The sequence below is a fragment of the Salinicoccus roseus genome, assembly GCF_003814515.1.
In the GTDB taxonomy this organism is placed as follows: domain Bacteria; phylum Bacillota; class Bacilli; order Staphylococcales; family Salinicoccaceae; genus Salinicoccus; species Salinicoccus roseus.
In genome coordinates, this window is the sequence record NZ_RKQJ01000004.1 from 126,906 (window position 1) to 150,374 (window position 23,469).

Sequence of the window (23,469 nt, forward strand, 5' to 3'; positions counted from 1 at the left end):
TATAAATCCATCCGGAGCCATGGCTCCGGATGGATTTTAAATGTTATAGGATCATCCCTGCAAAGAAACCTGCAATCAGTACCGGGATGTTCAGGAATATGAAAGTTGGGACACAAGTATCCCATATATGATTATGCTGTCCATCTGCGGCAAGACCAGCCGTAGGACCAAGCGTCGAGTCGGAAGCAGGTGAGCCGGCATCACCCAGTGCACCTGCAGTGCCGATGATTGCAATGATCGCAGGTATCGACAGACCGAGCTCCATTCCCATTGGTATGAATATGCTCGCAATGATCGGAATGGTTGCGAAGGAGGAACCTATCCCCATCGTCACCACCAGGCCTACAAACAGCATGGAGATGACTACAAGTATCTTCTGATCCGATAGGATGTTCGCAATGCCATCGACAAGCGGACTCACATGTCCGGTCTCTGAGATGACGGCAGCAAAACCGTTGGCAGCCAGCATGACGATGCCGATATAGGCCATCATCTTGATGCCGTTGACCAATTCATTATCCAGCCTGCTCCACTTGAACTGGAAGGAGAGGAAGAATACCATGATTCCCGCCAACGCACCGAAAATCATCGAATCCGTCAAGATCTGAACCCCGAATGTCGCAATGATTGCAGCCACTGCAATGGAGACTGTTTTAACACTTACCTCTGCAACACCTTCAGAGGCGATATCCCTCGTTTCATAACGGCGGTTCTTCCTATAATAGAATAATGCCAGGAACAGGCCGACAACAAATCCACTTGCAGGAATGATGAGTGCAGGCGCCACTTCTCCGAAAGCAATCTCCATCCCTGCGGATTCGAACCCCGTCACAATCGTATTTTGGAATATCTGTCCAAAACCGATTGGAAAGAGGACGTAGGGGAAAGTCAGTCCGAAAGTCAATACCACTGCAATGAGACGCCGGTCGAAACCAAGTTCATTCATCAGGCTGAGCAGTGGTGGAATGAGTATCGGAATGAATGCAATATGTACCGGAATGAGGTTCTGACTCATGATCGATACCGCAAGAAGGGCGATGATGATCGAGACTTTCGCAATGATTCTTGCCTTCCTCGACTGCTCCTTCTTCAACGCCTTGATGATGAATCCCACAAGCACTTCTGTAATGCCGCTGTATGCGATAAGCGCAGCAAATCCGCCGAGCAGAGCATAACTGAGTGCAATTTCCGCACCCCCTACGATACCTTCTGTAAATACGGTGATGACCTCACCATATCCCATGCCTGCCACCACACCACCAGCCAGGGCGCCGATGAATAGTGCCAATACTACATTCAATCTGAAGAGACTTAATAAAATCATTATAAAAACCGCTATCAGGACCGCATTCAAATAGAGTCACCTTCCGAACATTATAGTTTTACAACATCGCAATACTAAATACTTTGGCGGCATTTGTCAATACGACGATGTTTAATTGCATCAACAAAGGGAATCATTCCTGTGGATCGTTAATATCATTACATTCAGGAGGAATCATATATCATGAAACCATTCATTAAACCGTATACGAATGATGAAGCACTCCAAGATGATATTAGTAAACTTACTTCCAAAGATGTCAAAGCAGACGATATCTATGTCATCTCCCACGATGATGACCGTACTAAACGCATTGCAGACAACGCTGGTGCCAGCACAGTGGGGCTGAGTGAAATGGGCATTGGTGAAGCAGTGAAATCGACCTTCGAGAAAAAAGGCGACCTGCTCCGTAAACAGTTGCAGAACCTTGGCTTTTCAGAGTCCGAAGCGGAAAGCTTTGAAAGCGAGATGGATGAAGGGAAAGTCTTCCTGATCGTTACAAATAATGACAGCATTGAACAATATCTTTCCTAAAATAAAGCCGTTCCCTCGGGAAACGGCTTTATTTTATAATGTATACCATTACTGAAATCAATATGGAAACAAAGAAGATGATGGCGAAGGGTCTCAGTGTCCGGCCTGCCATATCCTTCATGTTGATGTTCAGCCCAAGTGCAATCATAGCCATCGTCAGGAGCAGTGTAGTCAAGTTGGAAATAAGATCCATAGTGCCTTCCGACAGTACCACTCCGTTTCCAAGTACATAGCTGTTCAACAGGCTCATCAAAATGAAGCCGATGAGAAAATATGGAAAAGCCACCTTGGCCTCTCCTGTCCTGCTCTGTTTTCTTCTCATATACCAGATGAAGATGAAGCATAGGGGTACGAGCAGAAATACCCTTGAAAGCTTTGCAAGGAGTGCAAATGCCAATGCTTCTTCACCTGCTGGTTCTGCAGCAAGCGCGACATGTGCAAGTTCATGCAGACTGAGCCCAGACCATACCCCATATGCAACATCACCGATGGGCAGATAAGGACGGATGATGAGATAAAATATGGAGAACACTGTACCCAGCAGGGCAATGATGCCTACACTGACCGCCGTATCCTCATCCTTCGCTTTGATTATCGGCGCAACCGCAGCAATGGCAGCAGCTCCGCAAACCCCCGTCCCCACACCAAGCAGCATGGACAGGGTCATGTCGGTTTTGAATATTTTCGCCAATGCATATGATAGAAGGATTGCCAGAGCAATGACGATTGCTGATTTCATCAAAAGCGGCAGACCTTCGGTGAATACCGTATCTATATTGAGTTTGAGCCCATATAAAATGATTGCAGCGCGCAACAGCACTTTCGCTGAAAATTGGATACCTGACCTCAGCCTATCTGGGTATCCGAAAATTTGTCTGTATATGAACGCAAGAATGATTGCCGTCGCCAGCGGACCAATATAGGTGAACCCCGGCAACTGGGCGATTCCAAAGCTGATGACTGCTATGAATAATGTAAAAAGAATACCGTACCAGAATTGCAGCTTTTCAGCTCTCATATTATTCGCCTCCCACCTCAATGATAGAATGGTGGGAGACATAAGTGAAATAGTATATAATTATGTTAATTATAACCAATAGGTTATGGAGGATTAAATATGATCACTCAAGTAGCGAAGGTATTCGTATCAGTCGTGGAGGAAGGCAGCTTCACACGGGCAGCGCATATGCTCCATATGACACAGCCCGCAGTATCAGGATATATCAAGCAACTCGAAGAGGAGCTTGATATCACTTTAATTGAACGCTCCACCCGCGGGATACGTCTGAACCCAGCTGGAGAGATATATTATCATCATGCCAAAGAAGCTTTATCCATCGAGTCGAGGATGCACCATCTCATACATGACCTCCAGGAAGAAACGAAAGGTCCTGTGAAGATCGGTGCAAGCTACACTTATGGAGAGTACATACTCCCCGCCATACTCGCAAAGCTCGTAGAAAAATATCCGGGGGTGGTACCTGAAGTGCAGATCAGCAATTCAGCATCCATCATGGAAGGCATAAACAGTTCCAACCTTGATATAGGAATCATCGAAGATGAAATTGCCGACTCCAGGGTCAATGTCACCTATCTTCTCAAGGATTCCATGTATATTGTCGCCAACGCTGCCTTTCCCGACACCTCCCTGAAAAAACCGGATGCGGCAACCTGGCTGATCCGTGAAGAAGGCTCCGGTACCCGGCATTACCAGGAACAGGTTTTCAAACGTCTTGATATACAGCCTAAAACAATCACTTTAAGCAGTACCCAGGCAATAAAGAACGCCGTAGGAAGCGGCATCGGCCTTTCAGTGCTGTCAAGACACACCGTCCAGCATGAACTTGAAACAGGACGTTTACAGCGCATCGATTACAATGACATGAACCTCGACAGATACTTCTATCTCCTCACACCGGAAGTGCGCTTCCATTCAGCCAGCACACTTGCCCTCCTCAGCCTGCTCAATGAAACGGCCATTGAGCCACACGAAGTTTCATGATGAGTATCAGGAAACCAACTTCAGACCGACTACGGCAAAGATGATGAGCATGATGAAGAAGATCCGCTTCCAGTCTTTCGATTCCCCGAAGAAAACCATTCCCAGCAACGCTCCTCCAGAAGCTCCGATGCCTGTCCATACTGCATAGGTCGTACCCATCGGCAGCACTTCAAGCGCAAGCGACAGAAAGAAGAAGGATAGGCCGAAAAATATCAGCAGCTGTATGAGGGAGAATAGAGATTTGTTCCGATGCAGCCTATTAATTGAAAGCACGCCGCACACTTCGAACAGCCCTGCTACAATAAGCGAAATCCATGCCATAGTCATCGTGCCTCCCCATCAGTATTTTCATCGGTAACCACTTTCAATCCGATCACTCCAAAAAGTATAAGCGAAATCAGAACGATCTTTATGGGTACAAATGGTTCACCAAAAAGAATGATCTCAGAAAAAACGGTGCCGAATGCCCCCAGACCAACAAAGACGGCATATACGGTACCTACCGGCAGATATTTGCCTGCATCAATCATCAGATAGAAACTTAAAAATATCGCGATCAGGGTGGCTCCCCATTCATACCATGTCGTCGAATGGGTGAGACCGACAACCCAGCCCACTTCAAAAACACTGGCGATTACAACTTTAATCCATTGCCTAGTCATTTCCTACCTCCTGTAATATAAAAAAAGCCTGAAAGAGAATGGTATCTTCTCCCAGGCTTTTATCCTTCCGTGTCATGAATAAACTTCATGCGCCACCTCTCGGACCAGACCCATCGTCAGATGACGGAACCCTAGGCGACTTTTATATGATTACCTGCATGGTAACTAAAATGAAGAGGATTTTCAAGGGAGACGGTATGAAGGCACGGCAAATGGGTAAATGAATATCATGAACCTTCACTATAAAGGAGTAGATTGAATGCTCATTGCAATAGATCTTCAAAATGATATATTTGATGAAAATGGCACAGGGTACGCAGAATCCACTAAAGAAGTGCGGGATGGCATCGAGTCGCGTATACGACAGGCTATAGATGAGGGCGAGTCCGTTCTCTATACCCGCAATCTCTATCCGGAATTTGAACAGGAGAAGCGGAGCCTGGAAAGCATCCGCTTCGATGAGGAAATCTTTCCGCAGTTCCGCCAGCTGCTCGAAGACCACGGAGATGAATATGTAAAGACGTTCTACGGCATTCCTCCTGAAGAAGCGCGAAAAATCCAGAAGAAGTATGGCGATGAAGTAGAGACCAACCGCACCGTGGAATTTGTCGGTGCTGAGACGAATGTCTGCGTACTTGCAAACATCATGGTCATCCAGAATATTTTTCCCCAGGCAGACATCACACTCAACAAAGATCTAGCAGCCAGTACTGACAGGACACTTCATGATAAGACAATTGATGTCCTCTCCAATATGAACGTCTTCATCATAGGAAAGGGTGGAAAATGAAGAAAGCTCCTCATCATTGAGGAGCTTTCTTTGCCATCATAAGTTTAATCCATTTGAAGAACATCGCCAAACCGAGCAGTAATCCTACATAGCCCATCACCGGATAGACAGTCCCCACAAGGTCGGCAAAACCTACAAAGCTGAGGAAGTAGCCGAGAATCAGCGCACTCGGCAGCAGGATATTGTAGCGACGGCTTTTCGGTTGGCTGAACCTGACAAGAAACGGGTACAGCATGCCGACAGCTGTATTGTAGATGACAAGCAGCATCGCTATCGAGAGCAGGAAGCCGAGTATCGGATGGATTTCGTTGGCCAGAAGCAGCATCGGCAGTTCAAATTCATTCACCTGGTCCATACGGGCCAACAGGCCATTATTAATGAGGAACATGAGCAGAATGATGATGATGCTCCCTATCATGCCGCCCCAGCCAGCTACTTTCCTTGAACTTGAATCAGAACCCATCATCGTAAGGAAGCTGAAGGCTACCGCAATCGTAAAGCCGCTATATGTAATGGCATCCCACCACCACGGCCCGAACGTCGTTTCAGAAGGTTGGGCATGTTGATCCACTTCACCAAGTGATACAGCTGGACTCAGGAAATTGACGACAGCAATGATCACCACAAGTGCAAGCAAGTACGGCGTGATGGCTCCGAGAGCCAGGACAATCCGGTTGAAGCCCATATTCAATGTGATATAGACGCCGATAATCAGTATGAGCGACCCGATCCATGGTGCTACACCAAAACTTTCATAGAAGGTCGAGCCTGCGCCGGCAAACATGATGACGGCTACTCCATACAGGAAGAACGCAAGCACAATGTCGATGATCCGTCCGAATATATTCCCGAACATGTTCAGGAGGGAATCCACATGGGACTCCGCCTTGATGTCGAAACCGACATCCGCCGTCCATTTACCAGTAAAAAGTATCAAAAGACCTGACAATAATATCGCAAAGATGCTCACTGCACCATTATTTGTGAAAAACTGGAGTATCTCCTGTCCGGTGGAGAACCCCGCTCCAACTACTACACCTGTATAGGCAAAGCCTATCTTCAAGGCTTGTCTGAAATTCTGCAATTTGACCACTCCGAATTATCTTAATATTTTAAAAACAATAACTTCATATTAAACTTATTGAAGAAGGTTGGCAAATGAAGAAAGACCTTCTCCCATCATTTTATCTTCGTCACTGCCAGTCGAGCGAATCGAAGAACTTCCGGGTATCCTCAAAAAGCGCTTGCTGATCTCCGCCCCTCGTCATCAGGTGGCCGGTGTCCGCATAGGACTGCAATGTCTTTTCATTATGGCCAATGCCATCATATATATGTTTCGCACTGTCCATGTATGCTTCCGCATCCTTCCCTCCATACTTGACTGCTGCCGGAACACCAATATCTCCAAGATTCCCATGTACTTCGTCGATCAGCTTCCGGAAGTCATCCAGGCTTTCCATCGGATTGTCCTTGTAGTACTGGACCCTCTCCATGATCTTTTCATCATCTTCCCCAGTAAACTTCAGGAAGTTCCTCGTATAGTTCAGGACTCTTCTATTTATATCCCCAACATCTCTGCCCTGGGGCACAGACATGGCCACAATGCCATTGATGCTGTCGAGTTCCTCGGCTGCCCTGAGGGCGAGCACACCGCCCAGGGAAACACCGCCGACTGCTATGCTTTCATGCCCTTGATCCTTGAGCTGATCATATCCATCCAATACATTTTTCCACCAATCTTCAGGGCTGCTCTGTACAAGTACCTCCGGTCCCATGCCATGTCCCTCGAAGCTTGGTACATGGACGGTATATTCGTGCTGCTCAAGGTGCTGGGCCAACGGCTTCATGTCCCTGACCGTTCCGGTGAAGGAATGGAGCAGCATGACTGCCCTGGGGCCACTTCCATAGTTCAACGCTTCAGGCTTTACGATTTTCATGATTTATCCTCCTTCTGGATATCTGGTGTCCGATGATATATGTATTCCGCTTCATCCTCATCGAGTCCATAGTCCTTCTTCATCATTGCAATAATCTCCTCTTTCGTCTTCCCCGCCCCATGCGCTTTTGAAACTCGGTTATACAGTTCTTGAGCATAATTATGGGCGGCCATGCTTTTTGTCGTCCTGCCTAGTTGATAACGGCTCAAAACGAAAAGCACAAGAGCTATGACCATCAGAATGATGACCAGGAAATCGATCATATCCTCTCCTCCTCTCCATTATTTAAATTTTTAAAAGTGTTTGACAAATTGTCCTCCATTATAGTAACATAGTCCCTAATCAAATATTTGCTTATCCAGAGTGGTGGAGGGATTGGCCCTGCGAAGCCCGGCAACCTTTTAAGTAAGGTGCTAAATCCAACAGGTACGTTCCTGAAAGATGAGTGACTCGAGAGTCTCCCTTAATCTTTGGGCAGGCTCTTTTTTATAATATATTACTGGAGGAATGAAACAATGACAGAGAATCATCGCTTCGAAACTAAACAGCTTCATGCCGGACAAGAAGTGGACCCTACCACAAATTCACGCGCGCTTCCCATCTATCAGACGACTTCCTATGTATTCGACGATACTAAGCATGCTGCAGAACTATTCGGCCTGCAAGATGTAGGCAACATCTATACCCGTATCATGAATCCAACGACTGCCGCTTTGGAGACGCGTGTTGCAGAACTCGAAGGTGGAGTTGCCGGCCTTGGCGTTGCATCCGGCATGGCTGCCATTACATACGCCATACAGGTTATAGCAAATGCCGGGGATCATATCGTCTCCTCTGCCAGCCTATATGGGGGTACTCACACACTGTTCACCCATACATTCAAAAAGTTCGGTATCGAGACGAGTCTTGTCGATGCGAAAGATCCTGAGAACGTTTCACGTGAAATCAAGGAGAACACCAAAGCGATCTTTGTAGAGACCATCGGCAATCCGGAAGGCAACGTGGAAGATTTGGAGGCATTAGCGAAAATCGCGGAGGATAATGGTATACCACTTATCGTGGATAACACATTCGCCACTCCGTACCTCTGCCGTCCAATCGAGCACGGCGCACATGTAGTCGTCCATTCGGCCACAAAATTCCTTGGCGGCCATGGCACTTCCATCGGAGGTGTAATCGTTGATGGCGGAAACTTCAACTGGGATAACGGAAAATTCCCTGGACTGACGGAGCCGGATGCTTCCTATCACGACCTTGTCTTCACTGAGGCATTCGGCCCAGCTGCCTATGCGTTCAAGATCCGTACTACCCTGCTCAGGGACACCGGAGCAGCACTTTCTCCATTCAATGCATTCCTGCTCACGCAAGGAATCGAAACATTATCACTCCGGATGGAAAGGCACGTGGAGAATGCAAAGGCCGTTGCAGAATTCCTGGAAAACCACGATAAAGTGGAATGGGTCGACTATGCTGGCCTCGAATCCAGCGAGTATCATGAGCTCCAGAAGAAATACCTGCCGAAAGGTGCTTCTTCCATATTTACATTCGGTGTCAAAGGCGGATATGAAGCCGGAAAGACGTTCATAGAATCCCTCGAACTCTTCTCACTGCTTGCGAATGTCGGGGATGCCAAGTCACTCGTCATCCATCCCGCTTCCACCACCCATTCCCAGCTTAAGGAAGATGAGCAGTTGGCAGGGGGGGTAAGACCGGAAATGATCCGTCTGTCTGTCGGATTGGAGCATGTGGATGACATCATAGACGATCTAAAAAAAGGTCTGGATGCGATTTAAATGCCTATAAAAATCATTGAAGGCCTCCCGGTACGGGAGCGCCTCCATAAGGAAAATGTATATACAATAGAAGCGACCCGTGCGCATACACAGGATATACGTCCGCTGCGTATGTTGATTTTGAACCTGATGCCTAAAAAAGAGGAAACGGAACTTCATCTTTTGCGCCTTCTGGGCAATACACCGTTGCAGATAGATATCGATTTTATGTATATGACCACACACCACAGCAAAAATACGCCGACCAGCCACCTTCAGAAGTACTACCACAATTTGGAAGAGGTACGCAACCGGCGTTATGATGGCATGATCGTCACAGGTGCACCAGTGGAGAAGCTCGATTTTGATCAAGTCGATTACATCGAAGAACTGCGTGACATCATCGAGTGGTCAAGAACCCACGTCTTCTCCAGATTCTTCATCTGTTGGGGCGCCCAATTCGCCTTGAACCACTACTTTGGCATACAGAAATCAATTCTGCCCACCAAGTTGTTCGGCGTCTTCGACTATAATAACCTGATGCCGACCCATCCCCTTCTCAGAGGGTTTGATGATGTGTATCAGGTGCCCCAGTCACGTCACACCCAGGTGGATATGGATGCGATAGATGGCACTGAGGAATTGAAAGTCCTCACCTCACATCCTCAATTCGGCCCGGACATCCTGAGTACAGAGGATCAGCGGGATCTGTTCATATTTGGCCATCTGGAATATGAAAGGGACACACTAAAGAATGAATATGACCGCGATCTGGCCAGCGGCCGTGAGATTGCCATCCCACACAACTACTTCCCTGAAGATAATCCGACGGCGGCTCCAATATTCAGCTGGAAAAGCCATGGCCATCTCCTTTTCAGCAACTGGATCAACGAAACTTATCAGAATACCTACTATGACCTGACAGAATTAAAATAGCCTGCGATAATATCGCAGGCTATTTTTTATAGTTTATGGGAGAGTGGGTAATTCTTCAGGTTTTCATGTTGCCGCTTTCTGGAGAGTGCCATGAGGTGGCTGAAAAATGAAGCGGCATAAACCTCCAAGCTCTGATCCTGTAATCTTCCTACATTTTTACAAATGACCTGCTCTTCCCGCGTTTCATCAAATACGGGAATGTCATTTTCCATCTTGTATTCTGCAATACGGCCTGCAACTTCCATTCTTGCTTCAAATAACGCAATCAGTTCTGCATCCAGCTCGTCGATTCTACGCCTCAATTTTTCATGTTCATTCATGGTCATCCCTCCTTAACCTGGATTTATTGCTGGACGATCTGCTTTCCTGTCGCTGTCTTCTTTTCTATCTCAAGCAGCATATCGATCGTCTGCATCAGTTCTGCAAACTCATCAGGAGTCAGGCACTGCTGTCCATCACTCCATGCATTTTCAGGGTCTTCGTGTACTTCTATCTGGAGGCCGTTCGCTCCAGACATTACTGCCGCTTTGGCCATGGACGGGATGATGTGCCTTACACCTGCTGCGTGACTTGGATCGATGACGATAGGCAGGTGGGACTCCTTCTGGATGACCGGTACAGCTTGAAGATCGAGTGTGTTGCGGGTGGCAGTCTCGAAAGTGCGGATGCCCCTTTCACAGAAGATGACGTTGTCATTGCCCCCGGCCATGACGTATTCTGCAGACATCAACCACTCTTTCATCGTTGCAGACATGCCACGCTTGAGAAGTACCGGCTTATCCGTTTCACCGATTGCTTTGAGCAGATCGAAGTTCTGCATGTTACGGGCGCCCACCTGGATGACGTCGACAGATTCGACGAATTCATCGATGTAGTCTGTAGACATCAACTCGGATACGATTGGAAGTCCTGTTTCTTCCTTTACTACATTAAGGATGCGCAGCCCCTCGAGACCGAGCCCCTGGAAAGCGTATGGAGATGTTCTTGGCTTGAAAGCACCGCCGCGGAAAGTGTTTGCACCTGCGGCTTTAAGCTTCTTGCCGAGCGCCACCATATCGTCCTCGTTTTCAACAGAACATGGCCCTGCACATACCAGGAAGTTTTCTGCGCCTACTTTGACACCATCGATGTCAATCACACTATCGTCCTCGTGGAACTGTCTGTTCGCCTTTTTGTAGGGTGCCTGGATGCGGTGTACGCCATCCACTATCTTGTATTTCGCGAAATCGTTCTCAGTCACTCTTGAAGTATCACCGATCAACCCGATCACAGTCCGGTTCTTGCCATCCGAACGGTTCACCCCGAAACCAGCTGCTTCTATATTCTTGACCAGCTCCTGAATCTCCTTCTCTTTTGAACCATGCGCAACATGAATTATCATAATAAAGACCTCCCAATAGAATTTGTATAAATAAAACCGCCACTCATTGTATAAATAAGTGGCGGTGGAATTTGATAAAATGATATACCTGAACCCTAGCCACTTATTTATATAAATGGCTAGACATCACAAAATGCTTTAGCCATCACTGATACAAACAAATTTGTTTTACGTTTGTACGCAATGATGGGTACAAACGGTATCAAAAATAGCTAAAGTAAAATCGATTATGCTGTTGTTGTTTAATGTGTAACATATAATCGCCTCTTTTGAGATGTGTTGAGAGTCATTATATCCCCCTAATATTATTTTGTCAATACAGAATTATCAGAAATGTCTATATTGCTTAAACATTTATTTCCGTTTATACTACTCTAATATGAATGAAAGTGGAGGTATAGGAATGAACATTGTCATAGTAGGCCTCGGAAACATTGGCGGCTCGTTCGCATTATCCTTGAGGGAAAACGCCCGCGAACACACTGTATACGCAATTGACGTAGACGAAGATACACTGGAGCATGCCGAACATGAAGGCATCATCCGGCAGGGGTTCACCGATCCGGAGAAAATAATTCCCCGCGCAGACCTGATTATTTTTTCAGTATATCCACTCATACTGAAATCATTAGTGGAAAAATACATACCTCTTCTGAAGGAGAACGTCATCCTGACGGATGTCACCGGAGTAAAACGTTCGATAATAGGACAGATCGAACCGCTTCTGCCTGAATCTGCAGACTTCGTCTTCGGTCATCCGATGGCCGGCAGAGAAAACAGGGGACTGAAATATTCCAGCGCTGAAGTGTTCAAGGGCGCAAATTATCTATTTACATTGACAGACAGGAACAGGGACGACAATGTCGAACTTATGACTTCCCTCATCAAAAGGATGGGTTTCAAAAATGTCTCCTCTGTAACTCCCGAATTCCACGATGACGTCATCGGGTTTACAAGCCAGTTGACACACGTCATCGCCCTCTCCCTCATCAACAGCGATGATGTAGAGAGGAATACAAAACAGTATACAGGCGACAGTTACAGGGATTTGACGCGCATCACCAACATCAATGAAAATTTGTGGCCGGAACTATTTGTAATGAATAAGGATTATCTGATTGACCACATCGACCGTTTCAAGTCACAGATGGATCTTTTGAAAGATGCAATAGAAACGGAGGACGTGGAAACAATGCAGGAAATGATGGTGGAAGCCAGGCGCAGATATCATGATCTCCACAACCTCGAAATGCCGGAATCAGAATAATCTTCATACTAAAGATCACCCCCGTTCGTTGAGTACTGACCAACGATCGGGGGTGATTCAAATAGTTGTGAGATTTTAAAAATCAGTAAACATTATCTCCATTGAAGATTGAATTTTTGACCATTACATAATCGACGGTACGGATTGCATCCAACCGATCACCTCCAGCATAGGAGATGGAGGATTGCAGATCCTGCTCCATTTCCTTCAATGTATGGCGCAGCGGTCCTTTATACTCAACATACATCTTCTTGCCTTCCACATTCTTCTTTTCGCCCTTCTGGAACTCTGAAGCAGAACCGAAATATTCCTTATATTTCTTGCCGTCCTTCTCCACAGTTTCTCCCGGTGATTCCTCATGCCCTGCAAACAGCGAACCAATCATCACCATAGAGGCGCCAAAGCGCACGGATTTTGCAATGTCACCGTGCGTCCTTATACCGCCGTCGGCGATAATGGGTTTTGAAGCCGCCTTTGCGCACCATCTCAGAGCAGCAAGCTGCCACCCTCCTGTACCGAAGCCTGTTTTTATTTTCGTGATGCATACTTTGCCGGGTCCGATACCTACTTTTGTAGCATCTGCCCCTGCGTGCTCAAGTTCTCGAACTGCTTCAGGTGTACCTACATTACCAGCAATAAGGAAAGATTCAGGCAGATGCGTCTTGATATACTTGATCATCCCTATGACACTGTTGGAATGCCCATGGGCGATGTCGATCGTAATGTAGTCAGGGACAAGCGCTTCATTTTTCAACTGATCGACAAAATCAAATTCTTCTTCCTTTACACCGACACTGATGGAAGTGATCAATCCTTTCCCTTTCATCATTTTGACGAAGTCCATGCGTTTCTCTGGATCGAAACGGTGCATGATATAGAAATAGCCTTCCTGCGCCAATTTGAGTGCAATTCTCTCGTCAATGATCGTCTGCATGTTGGCAGGAACGACAGGCAGTTTAAATGAATGCCTTCCGAGCGTTACAGATGTATCACATTCTGACCGGCTGTCTACTATACATTTATTCGGAATCAACTGGATATCTTCATAATCAAATACATTTTCCATTAAAATTCTCCTCATAAAACGAATGTTTTTCATAAATAGCTTTGTTAAGTTCGCCATTGGGTAGTTTATGCCATTTTCCTTCTAAAGTCAAGGTACGTAAGAAATATAACATGTAGTGAATATTTATATGAATTTATGCATTATTTTAAATAATTATTTGCTTTTTGGCTATATTAATGTATAATTGGCGTTAAATACTTTTCAGGGAGATGATTACTTGGGGCGGCGAAGCAACTAAAACTCATCAATTTTTATGGCAAGAATTTTTTGAAGGAATATGACTTCGATAAAGATCAGCTGGAGACACTGATCAACTTTGCAGAACACTTGAAGACAAAGGAGAAGCATGGCATCCCCCAGCGCTTCATGAGCGGCAAGCACATCGCACTCATCTTCGAGAAGCAGTCGACGCGTACGCGCTCAGCCTTTACTGTAGCAGCGAGCAAACTCGGGGCAAACGTGGAATACTTAAGCAAGAACGATATGCAGCTCGGGGCCAAGGAATCCGTGGAAGATACGGCGAAAGTGCTGGGATCGATGTTTGACGGCATCGCCTTCAGAGGATTTGAACAGTCGACCGTAGAGGAACTCGGTACGCATGCCGGCGTACCAGTGTGGAACGCCCTCACAAACGAGTGGCACCCCACCCAGATGCTGGCTGATTTTCTGACAATAAAGGAACACCTCGGTACCTACCATGGAAAGACAGTCACTTTTGTAGGGGATGGCAGGAATAATATGTCCCACTCCCTTCTCGTGACCGGGGCGATCCTCGGAGTGAACATCAATATTGTAGCACCCGAGTCCCTGCAGCCTGCACTTTCAGTTCAAAAATTGGCTAAAGAGCTTCAGCAGCAGTCGGGAAGCCGGTCCCTGATCACTTCAGATGTTGAAAAGGGTGTCCATGGAAGTGACGTCATATACACCGATGTCTGGTGTTCCATGGGAGAAGAAGATGCACTGGAGGAACGCTATGAACTTCTCCATCCATACCAGGTCAACCAGCAGATGATGGATATGACTGGAAAGGAAAATACCATTTTCCTCCATTGTCTGCCTGCAATTCATGATACAACCACCGATGTGGGCAAACTTGCCTATGAAAAATTCGGGGTGGATGGACTAGAGGTGACCGACGAAGTATTCAGGAGCAGCTATTCGAAGGTCTTCGATCAGGCTGAGAACAGAATGCATACAATTAAAGCACTGCTCGCTGTAACCTGCGGCGACGTCTATTAGGAGAGCAACTTCACAGTTGCTCTTTTTTGATGTGTAATCTATACGTGCCCGGGTATATAAGGAAGAGATAAAACTTAAGCTCATATACCTATAGGGGTATTTGACAAATGCAATTTCACCCTTTATAATGTTCATATATCAAATAAAGAAGGTGATGTTGTTGGCTACATTAGAAGAACAGACGGTCTACGATAAAGCTGTAATCAATCGCATTAATCGTCTTCAGGGCCAAATCAACGGTGCACTGAAAATGATTGAGGAAGGCAAGGACTGCAAAGATGTCGTCACCCAATTGAGCGCGGCGAAAAGTGCACTCAATCGTACAATGAACGTCATCGTCAGTGAAAATCTTGTCCAGTGCGTGAGGGAAACCATGAACAATCCGGATGAAGATACAGACGAACTTGTCAAAGAAGCAGTTGAATTACTTAATAAGAGCAGATGATCCCATCTGTTTTTATTTATTTAAAAAAATACCCCTATAGGTATTTGACAAATTGAAAAAGCATTGTTATTATACCCCTACAGGTATTAAAAACAGGAGGATGATTTAGCAATATGAGTAACACGCAAACAAAGTACCACATCAATGACGCCGACCAGGTGGTCGAAGCAAATGAATATCTATTGGATGTAAGGGAACCTTTCGAATATGAAATGGGACACATTGCTGAGGCAGACAATGTATCCGTAAATGAAATTGAAGAACGCCTCGAAGAACTTCCAAAGGACAGAAAGATCCATGTATACTGCCAGCGCGGAAAACGCGGTGCAAATGCAGTTGAAATACTGAAACGCAATGGTTTCGACGCAGTGAACCTTGAAGAGGGCTATTCAGCATATACAGGGAAATACGACAGTGCAGGCAAAGCAGGCGAAACTTCAGAGGCATCAACTGCAAATGTTGAAATTGATCCAAACCGGGTAAAGGTCGAAGCAAGTGGGCTCCAATGTCCAGGCCCTCTCCTTAAGGTTAATGAAGTGATGGGAGAGCTGGAGCCGGGACAACAGATGGAAATCACGGTTACAGACTTCGGATTCTGCACAGATGTCGAAGCATGGGCACGCAAGACTGGAAATTCCATTCTTAAAAATGAAAAATCAGAAGATAAGGTTGTAGTAGTGATGCAGAAGAATGCACCACAGGCCAAGGCTGCCGGAGAAGGTCATCAGATGGTCGAAACGAAAGATGGCGCAACGATGGTCGTATTCAGCGGGGATATGGATAAGGCACTAGCTTCATTCATCATCGCCACCGGTGCAAAAAGCATGGGCAAAGATGTCACTATGTTCTTCACTTTCTGGGGCCTCAATGTCATCAAGGACCCGAATGCACCGAAAAAGAATAAATCCGGTCTGGATAAGGCGTTCAGCATGATGATGCCAAAATCCGCCTCTAAACTTCCGATTTCCAACATGAACATGTTCGGTCTCGGATCCAAAATGATCCAATATGTAATGAAGAAGAAAAAGGTAGACGCGCTTACTGAAATGATTGAAAAGGCAGATAAACTCGGCGTCAAAATGGTAGCCTGCACAATGAGCATGGATATCATGGCCATTGACGAAGATGAGCTTCTTCCTAACGTCAATTTCGGCGGCGTAGGCACCTACCTCGGCGATGCAGAAAACGGCAACTTGAACCTGTTCATATAATTGGACAGGTTGCCCTAAGCATCCACACTAACCAATCAAAATTTCAAGGAGTGTATTCAAATGTTCTTTAAACAATTCTTCGATAAAAAACTTGCACAAACTTCTTATATGGTAGCTTGTCAAAAGACACAGGAAGCGATCATCATCGACCCAAAAAGAGTGATTGATGAGTATGAAGAAGTAGCTGAAGCAGAAGGTTTCAATATTACTCAAGTGACGGAAACGCATATCCACGCGGACTTCGCTTCCGGTCTTCGCGATGCTGCAAAACACTTCAATGCGACAGCATACGTATCTGATGAAGGTGACGAAAACTGGAAATACGAAAATATGCCAGAAGATACCGTCTACCTCAAAGACGGTGACATCATCAATGTCGGCAATGTTGAGCTGAAAGTCATCCACACGCCAGGTCATACTCCAGAAAGCATTTCATTTGTCCTGACCGATCGTGGAGGCGGCAGTGATGAGCCTATGGGCATCTTCACTGGTGACTTCATCTTCGTTGGTGACATCGGCCGGCCAGACCTGCTCGAAGAAGCTGCAAAAATGGAAGGTACAACCGAAGAAGGCGCGAATGCGATGTTCGATTCCCTCAATAAGATGAATGACTATCCTGACTATATGCAAGTGTGGCCTGGCCACGGTGCAGGCAGTGCTTGCGGTAAATCCCTTGGCGCAGTACCATTGTCCACTCTTGGATATGAGCGCAAAAACAACTGGGTGTTCGAATACGAAGACAAAGATGCCTTCATCAAGGAACTGACAAGTGACCAGCCAGAGCCGCCAAGCTACTTTGCACAGATGAAGAAAGTCAATAAGGAAGGCTTGCCTGAATTCAAGGTGAAGGAAGTCGAAGTCGGTACACCTGATACGCTTCCAGGCCAACTGTTCGACCTCAGAAGCAAGGAAGAATTCAAAAAAGGATTCAAAAAAGGCGCAATCAACATCCCATACAATGACAAATTCCTTCAATTTGCCGGATGGTATGTAGATTATGATCATCCGATGACAGTAATCGCCAATCCTGAACACAGCAAGACCCTCCAGGAAGATCTTGCATCCATCGGTTTCGACAACCTTAAGCTGATCGTCCCTGAGGATAAAGCAGACAAGTACTTCGATGATTCCTACAAAAATGTAACACCTGAAGAACTGGTCGAGAACCATGAAGATAAGCATATCCTGGACGTCCGTTCCACTTCCGAGTATAAGGAAGGCAACCTTGATAATGCTCATCATGTCCACTTTGGTCATCTCGATGAGAAAGAAGTGCCATTCAACACAGACGATACGATCTATGTCCACTGTCAATCCGGTGTACGTTCAGCCATCGCGATGAGTGCACTTAAAGCACGCGGCTTCGATAATGTCGTCAATATAGAAAAAGGTTATGCCGGCATTAAAGAAGCGATGAACTAATGGACATTACTTTTATAATCGTTATATTTCTGATCGGATTCATCGGTTCCTTCATCTCCGGGATGGTAGGAATCGGTGGCTCCATCATAAAGTATCCAATGCTGCTTTATATTCCATCCATGCTTGGAATCGCTGCATTCACTTCCCATGAGGTGGCAGGCATCAGTGCCGTACAGGTTTTCTTTGCAACGATTGCCGGTGTATGGGCATATAAAAGCAGTGGTTATTTGAACATGAGATTGATTGCTTATATGGGTGGAGCCATCCTGATCGGCAGTCTTCTTGGTGGATACGGATCAGAATTTCTCACCGAGACCCAGATAGACATCGTATATGCAGTACTTGCAACAATTGCTGTAGTCATGATGTTCCTTCCAAAAAAGGAAGTGCCATTCAATCCAGGTGATAACCTCGATTTCAATGGTCCTCTGGCAGCTGCACTTGCATTCATCACTGGGGCTGCAGCAGGTATCGTTGGTGCTGCGGGTGCGTTCATACTCGTACCGATTATGCTTGTAGTGCTTAAGATACCCACCAGGGTAACCATTGCCACAAGCCTTGCCGTCACATTCATTTCTTCCATTGGTACCACAATCGGTAAAGTTGTGACGGATCAGGTACTCTATGGACCCGCAGTCATCATGATCATAGCCAGTCTCATTGCTGCACCTCTGGGTGCCAAGGCAGGCCAGAACATGAATACGAAGATTCTTCAATGGATACTTGCACTACTCATTTTGGGTACAGCAATAAAGATATGGACCGAAATCTTCATGTAGATATACCATTACAGACTAAAAGGCACAGTGCATTTTCTGCACTGTGCCTTTTAGTTTATCTTATCGAAAGCTGAGTTGATTGACCGTTCTGTCATCGGGCCGATGTATTTGGACTCGATGTATCCCTCTGCATTGACGAAGTACGAGGTTGGTATGCTCTTCACCTGGTACATGCCTGTCACAGTTCCGTCCTCATCAAGTGGTACAGGGAAATTCAATTGATAGTCATCATGGAATGCTTTCGTGTCTTCCACGCTGCTTTCCTGATGCATCATATTTACTGCAATGATTTCCACATCATCACTGCGGGATTCATAAAAATTGACCATATGAGGCATTTCAGCTTTGCATGGTGGACACCAGGAAGCCCAAAAATTCAACATGACAGGCTTTCCCACCTCACTCAGCGTAATCTCTTCCCCCTCAAGTGTTTCGAGGGTGAAGTCAGGTGCCTTCGCCCCGATTTCAAGACCAGTCTCCGGATCTGACTCAAGATTCCCGCTCACCCCTATACTGTCCGATAAAGCTTCATAGAGTGTAAACCCAATCACTCCAAGTAATATGATGATGAGGATGACATGGCGCATCCTACTCATCATCATTTCCCTTATTAACGGATAGCAATACATAAACCAGGCTTATGATGATCCACCATTGGATAATGCTTACACCCAAAACTTCAGGACCACTGTAGATGAAGAACCTTCCCAATAACTGCATTATAAATACCGTTGCAGTAATGGCCAATATCGCCCTGAAACGCCTCCACATGAAGTAGATCAGAACCAATGCGGCAAGCGTTATTATTGCCATGGCGATATAAGGCCATTGGGGGAGCGTCCTCAATTCCAGAACACCATAGAATGCAAGCAGCGCCACGGAGAAGATGCAATAGGCTTCTACATAGAATAAACCTCGGGAACGGTAGAAGAGGTAGAAGAAAGTCACTGTCAGAGCCAGCAGAAGGCCTTCAGCCCCGCCATCGAAGTAGAGCACACCCATTGGATTATTAATAAACTCAGACCAGTTGAATGGTATGTATGTCAGTTTATAGACCAAAAACAGGAGGATGATAGCATTCGTCCATTCATTGAACAGTCTTTTCTTATCCTCAGACTCCCACAGCATCAGGTAGGTGACTATAAAGGATAATATGATGGCCATATAGACCGAAGGTATGGAGATGCTACCGATATCAAACGTTTCAAACATGCTATCAATCCAATTCCAATAGATTTAAAGACGCTTATAATGATGCCATGAATTTCGATACATTAAAAGCTAATTGCACTTCCCACCTTCAGAAATTTCATCGATCATCTAATGCAGCCTGCCGATTGCCTGCTTCACGATGGCATCATACATCCTTGCAGGAATCAACCTGCTCATGAAACCTAAAGCAAGCGATCCCCGAGTAGTCCGATAGACTGGTTTTACATGCTCTTCAATCAGAGCTTTTATCATAATATCCCGGGTATGGTCGACTTCCGGTGCCCGTTCGAAGGCTTTCAGCATAAAAGTCTTCAGATCATCCATCTGGTTCTGATAGTCAGGAACTTTCGGTGCCATATAGTTTTCTTCAAGCGCCACTTGCCCAAAAGCGGTTTTCACAACCCCAGGCTCGACCATGACTACATCAATCCCCAATTCCCCGACTTCCTGTCTCAATGCCGTCCCTATAGCTTTGATACTGTGCTTTGTAGCAGCGTAGTAGCCCATTCCTGCACTTGAAACATGCGCAGCTGAGGAACTGGTCAGCACGATGCGTCCTCTCTTCTCCCGACGCATTGATGGCAGGACTGAACGGACCGTTTCCACAGCTCCAAATACATTGACTTCAAACTGGCGCCTGACTGCTTCTTCAGGCACTTCTTCAATAGGTCCATACACTCCGAAGCCGGCATTCACCAGTACTGCATCAATTGGGCCATGATCCGCTTCGATAGCCTCCTGTACCTTTCCTATGTCAGCTGTCTCAGTGATGTCAAGCGGGTAGGCGTGTGCACCCTTTCTGACAAGCATCTCCAAGAGGTGAGCACGCCTGGCACTTACGCAAACGACGTGTTTTCTTTGCTTCAACAGTTGTAAAGCTACTGCCATGCCAAAACCGCTTGAAGCTCCTGTAATCCAAATCACTTTAGCCATGGTCCAACCCCAATCGCATCCTGTCGGATTCTATTTTTTGAACATGCTGAACAACTTGCTGAAGTAACCACCTTTTTCTTCTTCGTCCTGTCTATTCGACTGGGCGGCACTACCAGTTTCTTCTCTTTCGGAATCATCTTCCGCAGCATCATAATTGCTCATATCCACGTTTGAGGCACTACTTTTCTCCTGGTCCCCGATATCGCTTGTATAGATCATTCTTTCGCCAGCATCTTCTTTTTCTCCATCATCTGTCAGAGACGTTTCCTCATACTGTACGTCTTCATATACTTCCGCATCCCCTGATCCAGCAGAGTGATTCCATTCTTCATTCTTATCTTCATCTTTATACTGAAGTGACAGTGTTTGAGAGTATTTTCCGTACTCATCAAGCTTTTCAACCAGCCTATGTACATTGTTCTTGAGCTCCCTGTTTTCCTGCTGCATCGCTTCCAGTTTATCCATGACAACTCCAAGCATTTGATTGATATCGCTATTGGTAACGTTGGCAGGAACATTCTGGGAAGTTTCCGTAACAATGCTCGGTACCTCTTCGATGATTTCGTCTGCCGCTGTCTCCAATGTATAACCTGGCTGTTTTGCAAGTTTGATGAAAGCTTTCAGGACCTCTACATCCCCTTGTGAAAACAGTCTTCTATTATGTTCATCTTTAGCAACTTCGTACTTCCTGTCTTCAAGCAGCCTAACGTACTTTCGAACGTTCTGATCTGACAGTTCCACTTTATCTTTTACTTGAGCAGTAGTATAGTATATCGCCTGATTCATTTCCTTCATAGATTTACCTTCTTCCTTATAATTGTTACCATAATTATAACATTATTCATATACCTGTCCACAATTCACTGAAACGCTTCCGAATAATCTGATGTATCGCTTATGAAACGATGGTGCGAACTGCGTTATACAAATTCAATAAACCTTTTACTGATAGTGATTAACAAGCATAATAGACCTGTTATTTGTCGTGAATAAAGTATCGCTTAATATTGATGTAATTTGATGTCCCATAACCCATTCTACCATATTATTATAACGATAATAAATCATAATATTGAAAATACGAAAAGATCAAACTATTTATATATATCAGATAATGATATTGACTTTATCTCAATAAATCTGTATATTAGTTTAAACTGAATTTTATAGGGCGACATAATGAAGAGAAGAGTAGATTCTAAGGCATTTACAGAGAGCTCCGGCAGGTGGAAAGGAGTAATGGATGATGAATTGAACATGGGCTCGGAGTGTCAATGGCATCTTCCCATTACAGAAGAACAGTATGTAAATACTGGATGAGGTGGAAATAGTGATATTTCCATAAAAAAGGGTGGTACCACGTGAGCTTGGGCTTTCGTCCTTCTGACAGATCAATTCTGCAGATGGATGAAGGCCTTTTTTATTATATTTTAGGAGGAATACCATGGACACTAAACTCGCACAGATAGGAATGACGGCGGATAGTACCGGGGCGACAACAAGTCCGATCTATACAGCTACCGCCTATGAACACGAAGGGCTGGGCATGTCGACCGGCTACGATTATACAAGGACGGCAAATCCCACACGCTCACATTTTGAAGAAGCGTTTGCAGAACTGGAGGGCGGTGCCCGTACTTTTGCCACTTCCAGTGGTATGGCTGCAATCCAGCTTGTCTGCAACCTATTCAAGCCAGGGGATGAGGTGCTTGTAAGCTTTGAACTCTATGGTGGTACCTTCAGAATATTTGAGTTCTACGAAGCGCAGTACGATATAAGGTTCAAATATGTGGATTTCGATGACTTGGAAGATGTGAAAAAAAATCTCAACAGTTCAACAAAGGCATTCTTCATCGAACCGATCACAAATCCTTCAATGATAGAAGTGTCCCTCGAGGAAGTCTACGAATTGGCCCGCGAATACGGAATAATGACCATAATTGACAATACATTCCTCACTCCATACTATTATACGCCTATATCAGATGGGGCAGATATCGTTCTTCATTCAGCGACGAAATACATTGGCGGACACAATGATGTCTTGGCCGGAGTCGTTACGGTAAAGGATGAATCATTGGGGGACACTCTGTCCATACACCATAATATGATCGGTGCTACGCTTTCTCCTTTTGACGGCTACCTGCTTCTAAGAGGATTGAAGACCCTGCACCTCAGAATGGATCGTGCAACAGAAAATGCAAAGCAACTCTCGGAATACTTCACCGGACACGAGGCGATTGATGAAGTCCTTTATCCCGGACGGACAGGCATGCTGAGTCTAAGGCTGAATAAGCAATATGATGTGGGTACTCTACTTGAAAATATAGAGGTCTGCACCTTTGCAGAAAGCCTGGGGGGTACCGAAACTTTCATAACTTTCCCATTTACGCAGACCCATGCAGATATGCCGGACGAAGAAAGGATAAAAAGAGGCATTGATGATCATCTGATCAGGCTTTCAATAGGTATAGAAGACATCAAAGATATCCGGGATGACTTGACCCAGGCGCTTGCCAAATCAAAAAGAGAAGTATGACTCTCCAGAACTGATAGC

General features: G+C 45.6%; 26 protein-coding genes and 2 riboswitches. Of the genes, 12 read left to right on the forward strand and 14 right to left on the reverse strand.

What is annotated here, in order from left to right; translation table 11 throughout:
* Positions 1 to 43 precede the first annotated feature (43 nt).
* Entirely contained in the window at positions 44 to 1,354 is a 1,311-nt protein-coding gene (locus EDC33_RS11670) for a Na+/H+ antiporter family protein (RefSeq protein ID WP_084217680.1), read from the reverse strand.
* Positions 1,355 to 1,507: 153 nt separating this feature from the next.
* Between EDC33_RS11670 and EDC33_RS11675 the strand changes: the two genes are divergently transcribed.
* Positions 1,508 to 1,858: a YflT domain-containing protein gene (locus tag EDC33_RS11675; protein WP_124011308.1), complete on the forward strand. Its 351-nt coding sequence runs from the start codon at positions 1,508 to 1,510 to the stop codon at positions 1,856 to 1,858.
* A gap of 28 nt (positions 1,859 to 1,886) precedes the next feature.
* Here the strand turns inward: EDC33_RS11675 and EDC33_RS11680 are convergent, their stop codons facing one another.
* A complete protein-coding gene (locus EDC33_RS11680; protein WP_124011309.1) occupies positions 1,887 to 2,876 on the reverse strand; it encodes a YeiH family protein in 990 nt (329 codons plus the stop codon).
* Positions 2,877 to 2,975: 99 nt separating this feature from the next.
* On the opposite strand from EDC33_RS11680, the gene EDC33_RS11685 reads away from it, so the two are divergent.
* Complete coding sequence (locus EDC33_RS11685) at positions 2,976 to 3,860, forward strand: LysR family transcriptional regulator (RefSeq protein ID WP_124011310.1); 885 nt, start codon at positions 2,976 to 2,978, stop codon at positions 3,858 to 3,860.
* A gap of 6 nt (positions 3,861 to 3,866) precedes the next feature.
* On the opposite strand, the gene EDC33_RS11690 is transcribed toward EDC33_RS11685, so the two are convergent.
* Together EDC33_RS11690 and EDC33_RS11695 are read right to left on the reverse strand one after the other, a co-directional pair.
* A complete protein-coding gene (locus tag EDC33_RS11690; RefSeq protein ID WP_124011311.1) occupies positions 3,867 to 4,181 on the reverse strand; it encodes a DMT family transporter in 315 nt (104 codons plus the stop codon).
* Between the two features lie 2 nt (positions 4,182 to 4,183).
* On the reverse strand, positions 4,184 to 4,522 hold the full coding sequence (locus EDC33_RS11695; protein ID WP_040105388.1) for a DMT family transporter: 339 nt from the start codon (positions 4,520 to 4,522) through the stop codon (positions 4,184 to 4,186).
* Between the two features lie 46 nt (positions 4,523 to 4,568).
* Positions 4,569 to 4,668: riboswitch (guanidine-I (ykkC/yxkD leader) on the reverse strand.
* Between the two features lie 113 nt (positions 4,669 to 4,781).
* On the opposite strand from EDC33_RS11695, the gene EDC33_RS11700 reads away from it, so the two are divergent.
* On the forward strand, positions 4,782 to 5,312 hold the full coding sequence (locus tag EDC33_RS11700; protein ID WP_124011312.1) for a cysteine hydrolase family protein: 531 nt from the start codon (positions 4,782 to 4,784) through the stop codon (positions 5,310 to 5,312).
* Between the two features lie 13 nt (positions 5,313 to 5,325).
* On the opposite strand, the gene EDC33_RS11705 is transcribed toward EDC33_RS11700, so the two are convergent.
* The 3 genes from EDC33_RS11705 to EDC33_RS11715 form a co-directional block, all read right to left on the reverse strand.
* A complete protein-coding gene (locus tag EDC33_RS11705; RefSeq protein WP_040105484.1) occupies positions 5,326 to 6,396 on the reverse strand; it encodes a YkvI family membrane protein in 1,071 nt (356 codons plus the stop codon).
* A gap of 109 nt (positions 6,397 to 6,505) precedes the next feature.
* Positions 6,506 to 7,249 carry an alpha/beta hydrolase gene (locus EDC33_RS11710; protein WP_124011313.1) on the reverse strand — a complete coding sequence of 248 codons (744 nt, stop codon included), beginning with the start codon at positions 7,247 to 7,249 and terminating at the stop codon, positions 6,506 to 6,508.
* Positions 7,246 to 7,512, reverse strand: coding sequence for a hypothetical protein (locus tag EDC33_RS11715; RefSeq protein ID WP_124011314.1), 267 nt, complete (start codon positions 7,510 to 7,512; stop codon positions 7,246 to 7,248). Before EDC33_RS11715 ends, EDC33_RS11710 begins: the two co-directional genes overlap by 4 nt.
* Positions 7,513 to 7,600: 88 nt before the next feature.
* A riboswitch (SAM riboswitch) is annotated at positions 7,601 to 7,697 on the forward strand.
* Between the two features lie 67 nt (positions 7,698 to 7,764).
* On the opposite strand from EDC33_RS11715, the gene EDC33_RS11720 reads away from it, so the two are divergent.
* The gene (locus tag EDC33_RS11720; RefSeq protein WP_124011315.1) at positions 7,765 to 9,042 is read left to right on the forward strand and encodes an O-acetylhomoserine aminocarboxypropyltransferase/cysteine synthase family protein; all 1,278 of its coding nucleotides are present in this window, start codon (positions 7,765 to 7,767) and stop codon (positions 9,040 to 9,042) included.
* Positions 9,043 to 9,957: a homoserine O-succinyltransferase gene (locus EDC33_RS11725; protein ID WP_040105393.1), complete on the forward strand. Its 915-nt coding sequence runs from the start codon at positions 9,043 to 9,045 to the stop codon at positions 9,955 to 9,957.
* 26 nt (positions 9,958 to 9,983) lie between these two features.
* Here the strand turns inward: EDC33_RS11725 and EDC33_RS11730 are convergent, their stop codons facing one another.
* Positions 9,984 to 10,277 (reverse strand): chorismate mutase, encoded by a 294-nt coding sequence (locus EDC33_RS11730; protein WP_040105394.1) that lies wholly within the window; start codon positions 10,275 to 10,277, stop codon positions 9,984 to 9,986.
* Between the two features lie 23 nt (positions 10,278 to 10,300).
* Entirely contained in the window at positions 10,301 to 11,338 is a 1,038-nt protein-coding gene (aroF, locus tag EDC33_RS11735) for a 3-deoxy-7-phosphoheptulonate synthase (protein ID WP_094907184.1), read from the reverse strand.
* Positions 11,339 to 11,741: 403 nt separating this feature from the next.
* Between aroF and EDC33_RS11740 the strand changes: the two genes are divergently transcribed.
* Positions 11,742 to 12,605: a prephenate dehydrogenase gene (locus EDC33_RS11740; protein ID WP_040105396.1), complete on the forward strand. Its 864-nt coding sequence runs from the start codon at positions 11,742 to 11,744 to the stop codon at positions 12,603 to 12,605.
* Positions 12,606 to 12,687: 82 nt separating this feature from the next.
* Here the strand turns inward: EDC33_RS11740 and guaC are convergent, their stop codons facing one another.
* Entirely contained in the window at positions 12,688 to 13,671 is a 984-nt protein-coding gene (gene guaC, locus EDC33_RS11745) for a GMP reductase (protein ID WP_124011316.1), read from the reverse strand.
* Positions 13,672 to 13,914: 243 nt separating this feature from the next.
* Between guaC and argF the strand changes: the two genes are divergently transcribed.
* From argF to EDC33_RS11770, 5 genes are all read left to right on the forward strand, one after another.
* On the forward strand, positions 13,915 to 14,910 hold the full coding sequence (argF, locus tag EDC33_RS11750) for an ornithine carbamoyltransferase (RefSeq protein WP_040105398.1): 996 nt from the start codon (positions 13,915 to 13,917) through the stop codon (positions 14,908 to 14,910).
* Between the two features lie 160 nt (positions 14,911 to 15,070).
* The gene (locus tag EDC33_RS11755; protein ID WP_228311879.1) at positions 15,071 to 15,355 is read left to right on the forward strand and encodes a metal-sensitive transcriptional regulator; all 285 of its coding nucleotides are present in this window, start codon (positions 15,071 to 15,073) and stop codon (positions 15,353 to 15,355) included.
* Between the two features lie 113 nt (positions 15,356 to 15,468).
* The gene (locus EDC33_RS11760; protein WP_124011317.1) at positions 15,469 to 16,566 is read left to right on the forward strand and encodes a DsrE/DsrF/DrsH-like family protein; all 1,098 of its coding nucleotides are present in this window, start codon (positions 15,469 to 15,471) and stop codon (positions 16,564 to 16,566) included.
* A gap of 60 nt (positions 16,567 to 16,626) precedes the next feature.
* Complete coding sequence (locus EDC33_RS11765) at positions 16,627 to 17,988, forward strand: MBL fold metallo-hydrolase (RefSeq protein WP_124011318.1); 1,362 nt, start codon at positions 16,627 to 16,629, stop codon at positions 17,986 to 17,988.
* Positions 17,988 to 18,767: a sulfite exporter TauE/SafE family protein gene (locus EDC33_RS11770; RefSeq protein ID WP_094907179.1), complete on the forward strand. Its 780-nt coding sequence runs from the start codon at positions 17,988 to 17,990 to the stop codon at positions 18,765 to 18,767. Before EDC33_RS11765 ends, EDC33_RS11770 begins: the two co-directional genes overlap by 1 nt.
* 50 nt (positions 18,768 to 18,817) lie before the next feature.
* On the opposite strand, the gene EDC33_RS11775 is transcribed toward EDC33_RS11770, so the two are convergent.
* The 4 genes from EDC33_RS11775 to EDC33_RS11790 all read right to left on the reverse strand — a co-directional run bounded on the left by EDC33_RS11775 (position 18,818) and on the right by EDC33_RS11790 (position 21,707).
* A complete protein-coding gene (locus tag EDC33_RS11775; RefSeq protein ID WP_229716759.1) occupies positions 18,818 to 19,363 on the reverse strand; it encodes a redoxin domain-containing protein in 546 nt (181 codons plus the stop codon).
* A complete protein-coding gene (locus tag EDC33_RS11780; RefSeq protein WP_124011319.1) occupies positions 19,356 to 19,979 on the reverse strand; it encodes a hypothetical protein in 624 nt (207 codons plus the stop codon). The genes EDC33_RS11775 and EDC33_RS11780 overlap by 8 nt, the downstream gene beginning before the upstream one ends.
* Before the next feature lie 108 nt (positions 19,980 to 20,087).
* Complete coding sequence (locus EDC33_RS11785) at positions 20,088 to 20,912, reverse strand: SDR family NAD(P)-dependent oxidoreductase (RefSeq protein WP_124011320.1); 825 nt, start codon at positions 20,910 to 20,912, stop codon at positions 20,088 to 20,090.
* A gap of 30 nt (positions 20,913 to 20,942) precedes the next feature.
* A complete protein-coding gene (locus EDC33_RS11790) occupies positions 20,943 to 21,707 on the reverse strand; it encodes a MerR family transcriptional regulator (protein ID WP_040105404.1) in 765 nt (254 codons plus the stop codon).
* A gap of 649 nt (positions 21,708 to 22,356) precedes the next feature.
* Here EDC33_RS11790 and EDC33_RS11795 point away from each other — a divergent pair.
* Complete coding sequence (locus tag EDC33_RS11795; RefSeq protein ID WP_124011321.1) at positions 22,357 to 23,451, forward strand: aminotransferase class I/II-fold pyridoxal phosphate-dependent enzyme; 1,095 nt, start codon at positions 22,357 to 22,359, stop codon at positions 23,449 to 23,451.
* Positions 23,452 to 23,469 lie beyond the last annotated feature (18 nt).

What these genes read in the sequence shown, in the direction of transcription:
- EDC33_RS11770 (WP_094907179.1), top strand. Translation starts at nt 17,988, where the DNA reads ATGGACATTACTTTTATAATCGTTATATTTCTGATCGGATTCATCGGT.
- EDC33_RS11680 (WP_124011309.1), bottom strand. Translation starts at nt 2,876, where the DNA reads ATGAGAGCTGAAAAGCTGCAATTCTGGTACGGTATTCTTTTTACATTA.
- EDC33_RS11710 (WP_124011313.1), bottom strand. Translation starts at nt 7,249, where the DNA reads ATGAAAATCGTAAAGCCTGAAGCGTTGAACTATGGAAGTGGCCCCAGG.
- EDC33_RS11690 (WP_124011311.1), bottom strand. Translation starts at nt 4,181, where the DNA reads ATGGCATGGATTTCGCTTATTGTAGCAGGGCTGTTCGAAGTGTGCGGC.
- EDC33_RS11730 (WP_040105394.1), bottom strand. Translation starts at nt 10,277, where the DNA reads ATGAATGAACATGAAAAATTGAGGCGTAGAATCGACGAGCTGGATGCA.
- EDC33_RS11785 (WP_124011320.1), bottom strand. Translation starts at nt 20,912, where the DNA reads ATGGCTAAAGTGATTTGGATTACAGGAGCTTCAAGCGGTTTTGGCATG.
- EDC33_RS11765 (WP_124011318.1), top strand. Translation starts at nt 16,627, where the DNA reads ATGTTCTTTAAACAATTCTTCGATAAAAAACTTGCACAAACTTCTTAT.
- aroF (WP_094907184.1), bottom strand. Translation starts at nt 11,338, where the DNA reads ATGATAATTCATGTTGCGCATGGTTCAAAAGAGAAGGAGATTCAGGAG.
- EDC33_RS11675 (WP_124011308.1), top strand. Translation starts at nt 1,508, where the DNA reads ATGAAACCATTCATTAAACCGTATACGAATGATGAAGCACTCCAAGAT.
- EDC33_RS11695 (WP_040105388.1), bottom strand. Translation starts at nt 4,522, where the DNA reads ATGACTAGGCAATGGATTAAAGTTGTAATCGCCAGTGTTTTTGAAGTG.
- EDC33_RS11740 (WP_040105396.1), top strand. Translation starts at nt 11,742, where the DNA reads ATGAACATTGTCATAGTAGGCCTCGGAAACATTGGCGGCTCGTTCGCA.
- EDC33_RS11685 (WP_124011310.1), top strand. Translation starts at nt 2,976, where the DNA reads ATGATCACTCAAGTAGCGAAGGTATTCGTATCAGTCGTGGAGGAAGGC.
- guaC (WP_124011316.1), bottom strand. Translation starts at nt 13,671, where the DNA reads ATGGAAAATGTATTTGATTATGAAGATATCCAGTTGATTCCGAATAAA.
- EDC33_RS11790 (WP_040105404.1), bottom strand. Translation starts at nt 21,707, where the DNA reads ATGAAGGAAATGAATCAGGCGATATACTATACTACTGCTCAAGTAAAA.
- EDC33_RS11725 (WP_040105393.1), top strand. Translation starts at nt 9,043, where the DNA reads ATGCCTATAAAAATCATTGAAGGCCTCCCGGTACGGGAGCGCCTCCAT.
- EDC33_RS11780 (WP_124011319.1), bottom strand. Translation starts at nt 19,979, where the DNA reads ATGTTTGAAACGTTTGATATCGGTAGCATCTCCATACCTTCGGTCTAT.
- EDC33_RS11720 (WP_124011315.1), top strand. Translation starts at nt 7,765, where the DNA reads ATGACAGAGAATCATCGCTTCGAAACTAAACAGCTTCATGCCGGACAA.
- EDC33_RS11700 (WP_124011312.1), top strand. Translation starts at nt 4,782, where the DNA reads ATGCTCATTGCAATAGATCTTCAAAATGATATATTTGATGAAAATGGC.
- EDC33_RS11760 (WP_124011317.1), top strand. Translation starts at nt 15,469, where the DNA reads ATGAGTAACACGCAAACAAAGTACCACATCAATGACGCCGACCAGGTG.
- EDC33_RS11715 (WP_124011314.1), bottom strand. Translation starts at nt 7,512, where the DNA reads ATGATCGATTTCCTGGTCATCATTCTGATGGTCATAGCTCTTGTGCTT.
- EDC33_RS11775 (WP_229716759.1), bottom strand. Translation starts at nt 19,363, where the DNA reads ATGAGTAGGATGCGCCATGTCATCCTCATCATCATATTACTTGGAGTG.
- EDC33_RS11795 (WP_124011321.1), top strand. Translation starts at nt 22,357, where the DNA reads ATGGACACTAAACTCGCACAGATAGGAATGACGGCGGATAGTACCGGG.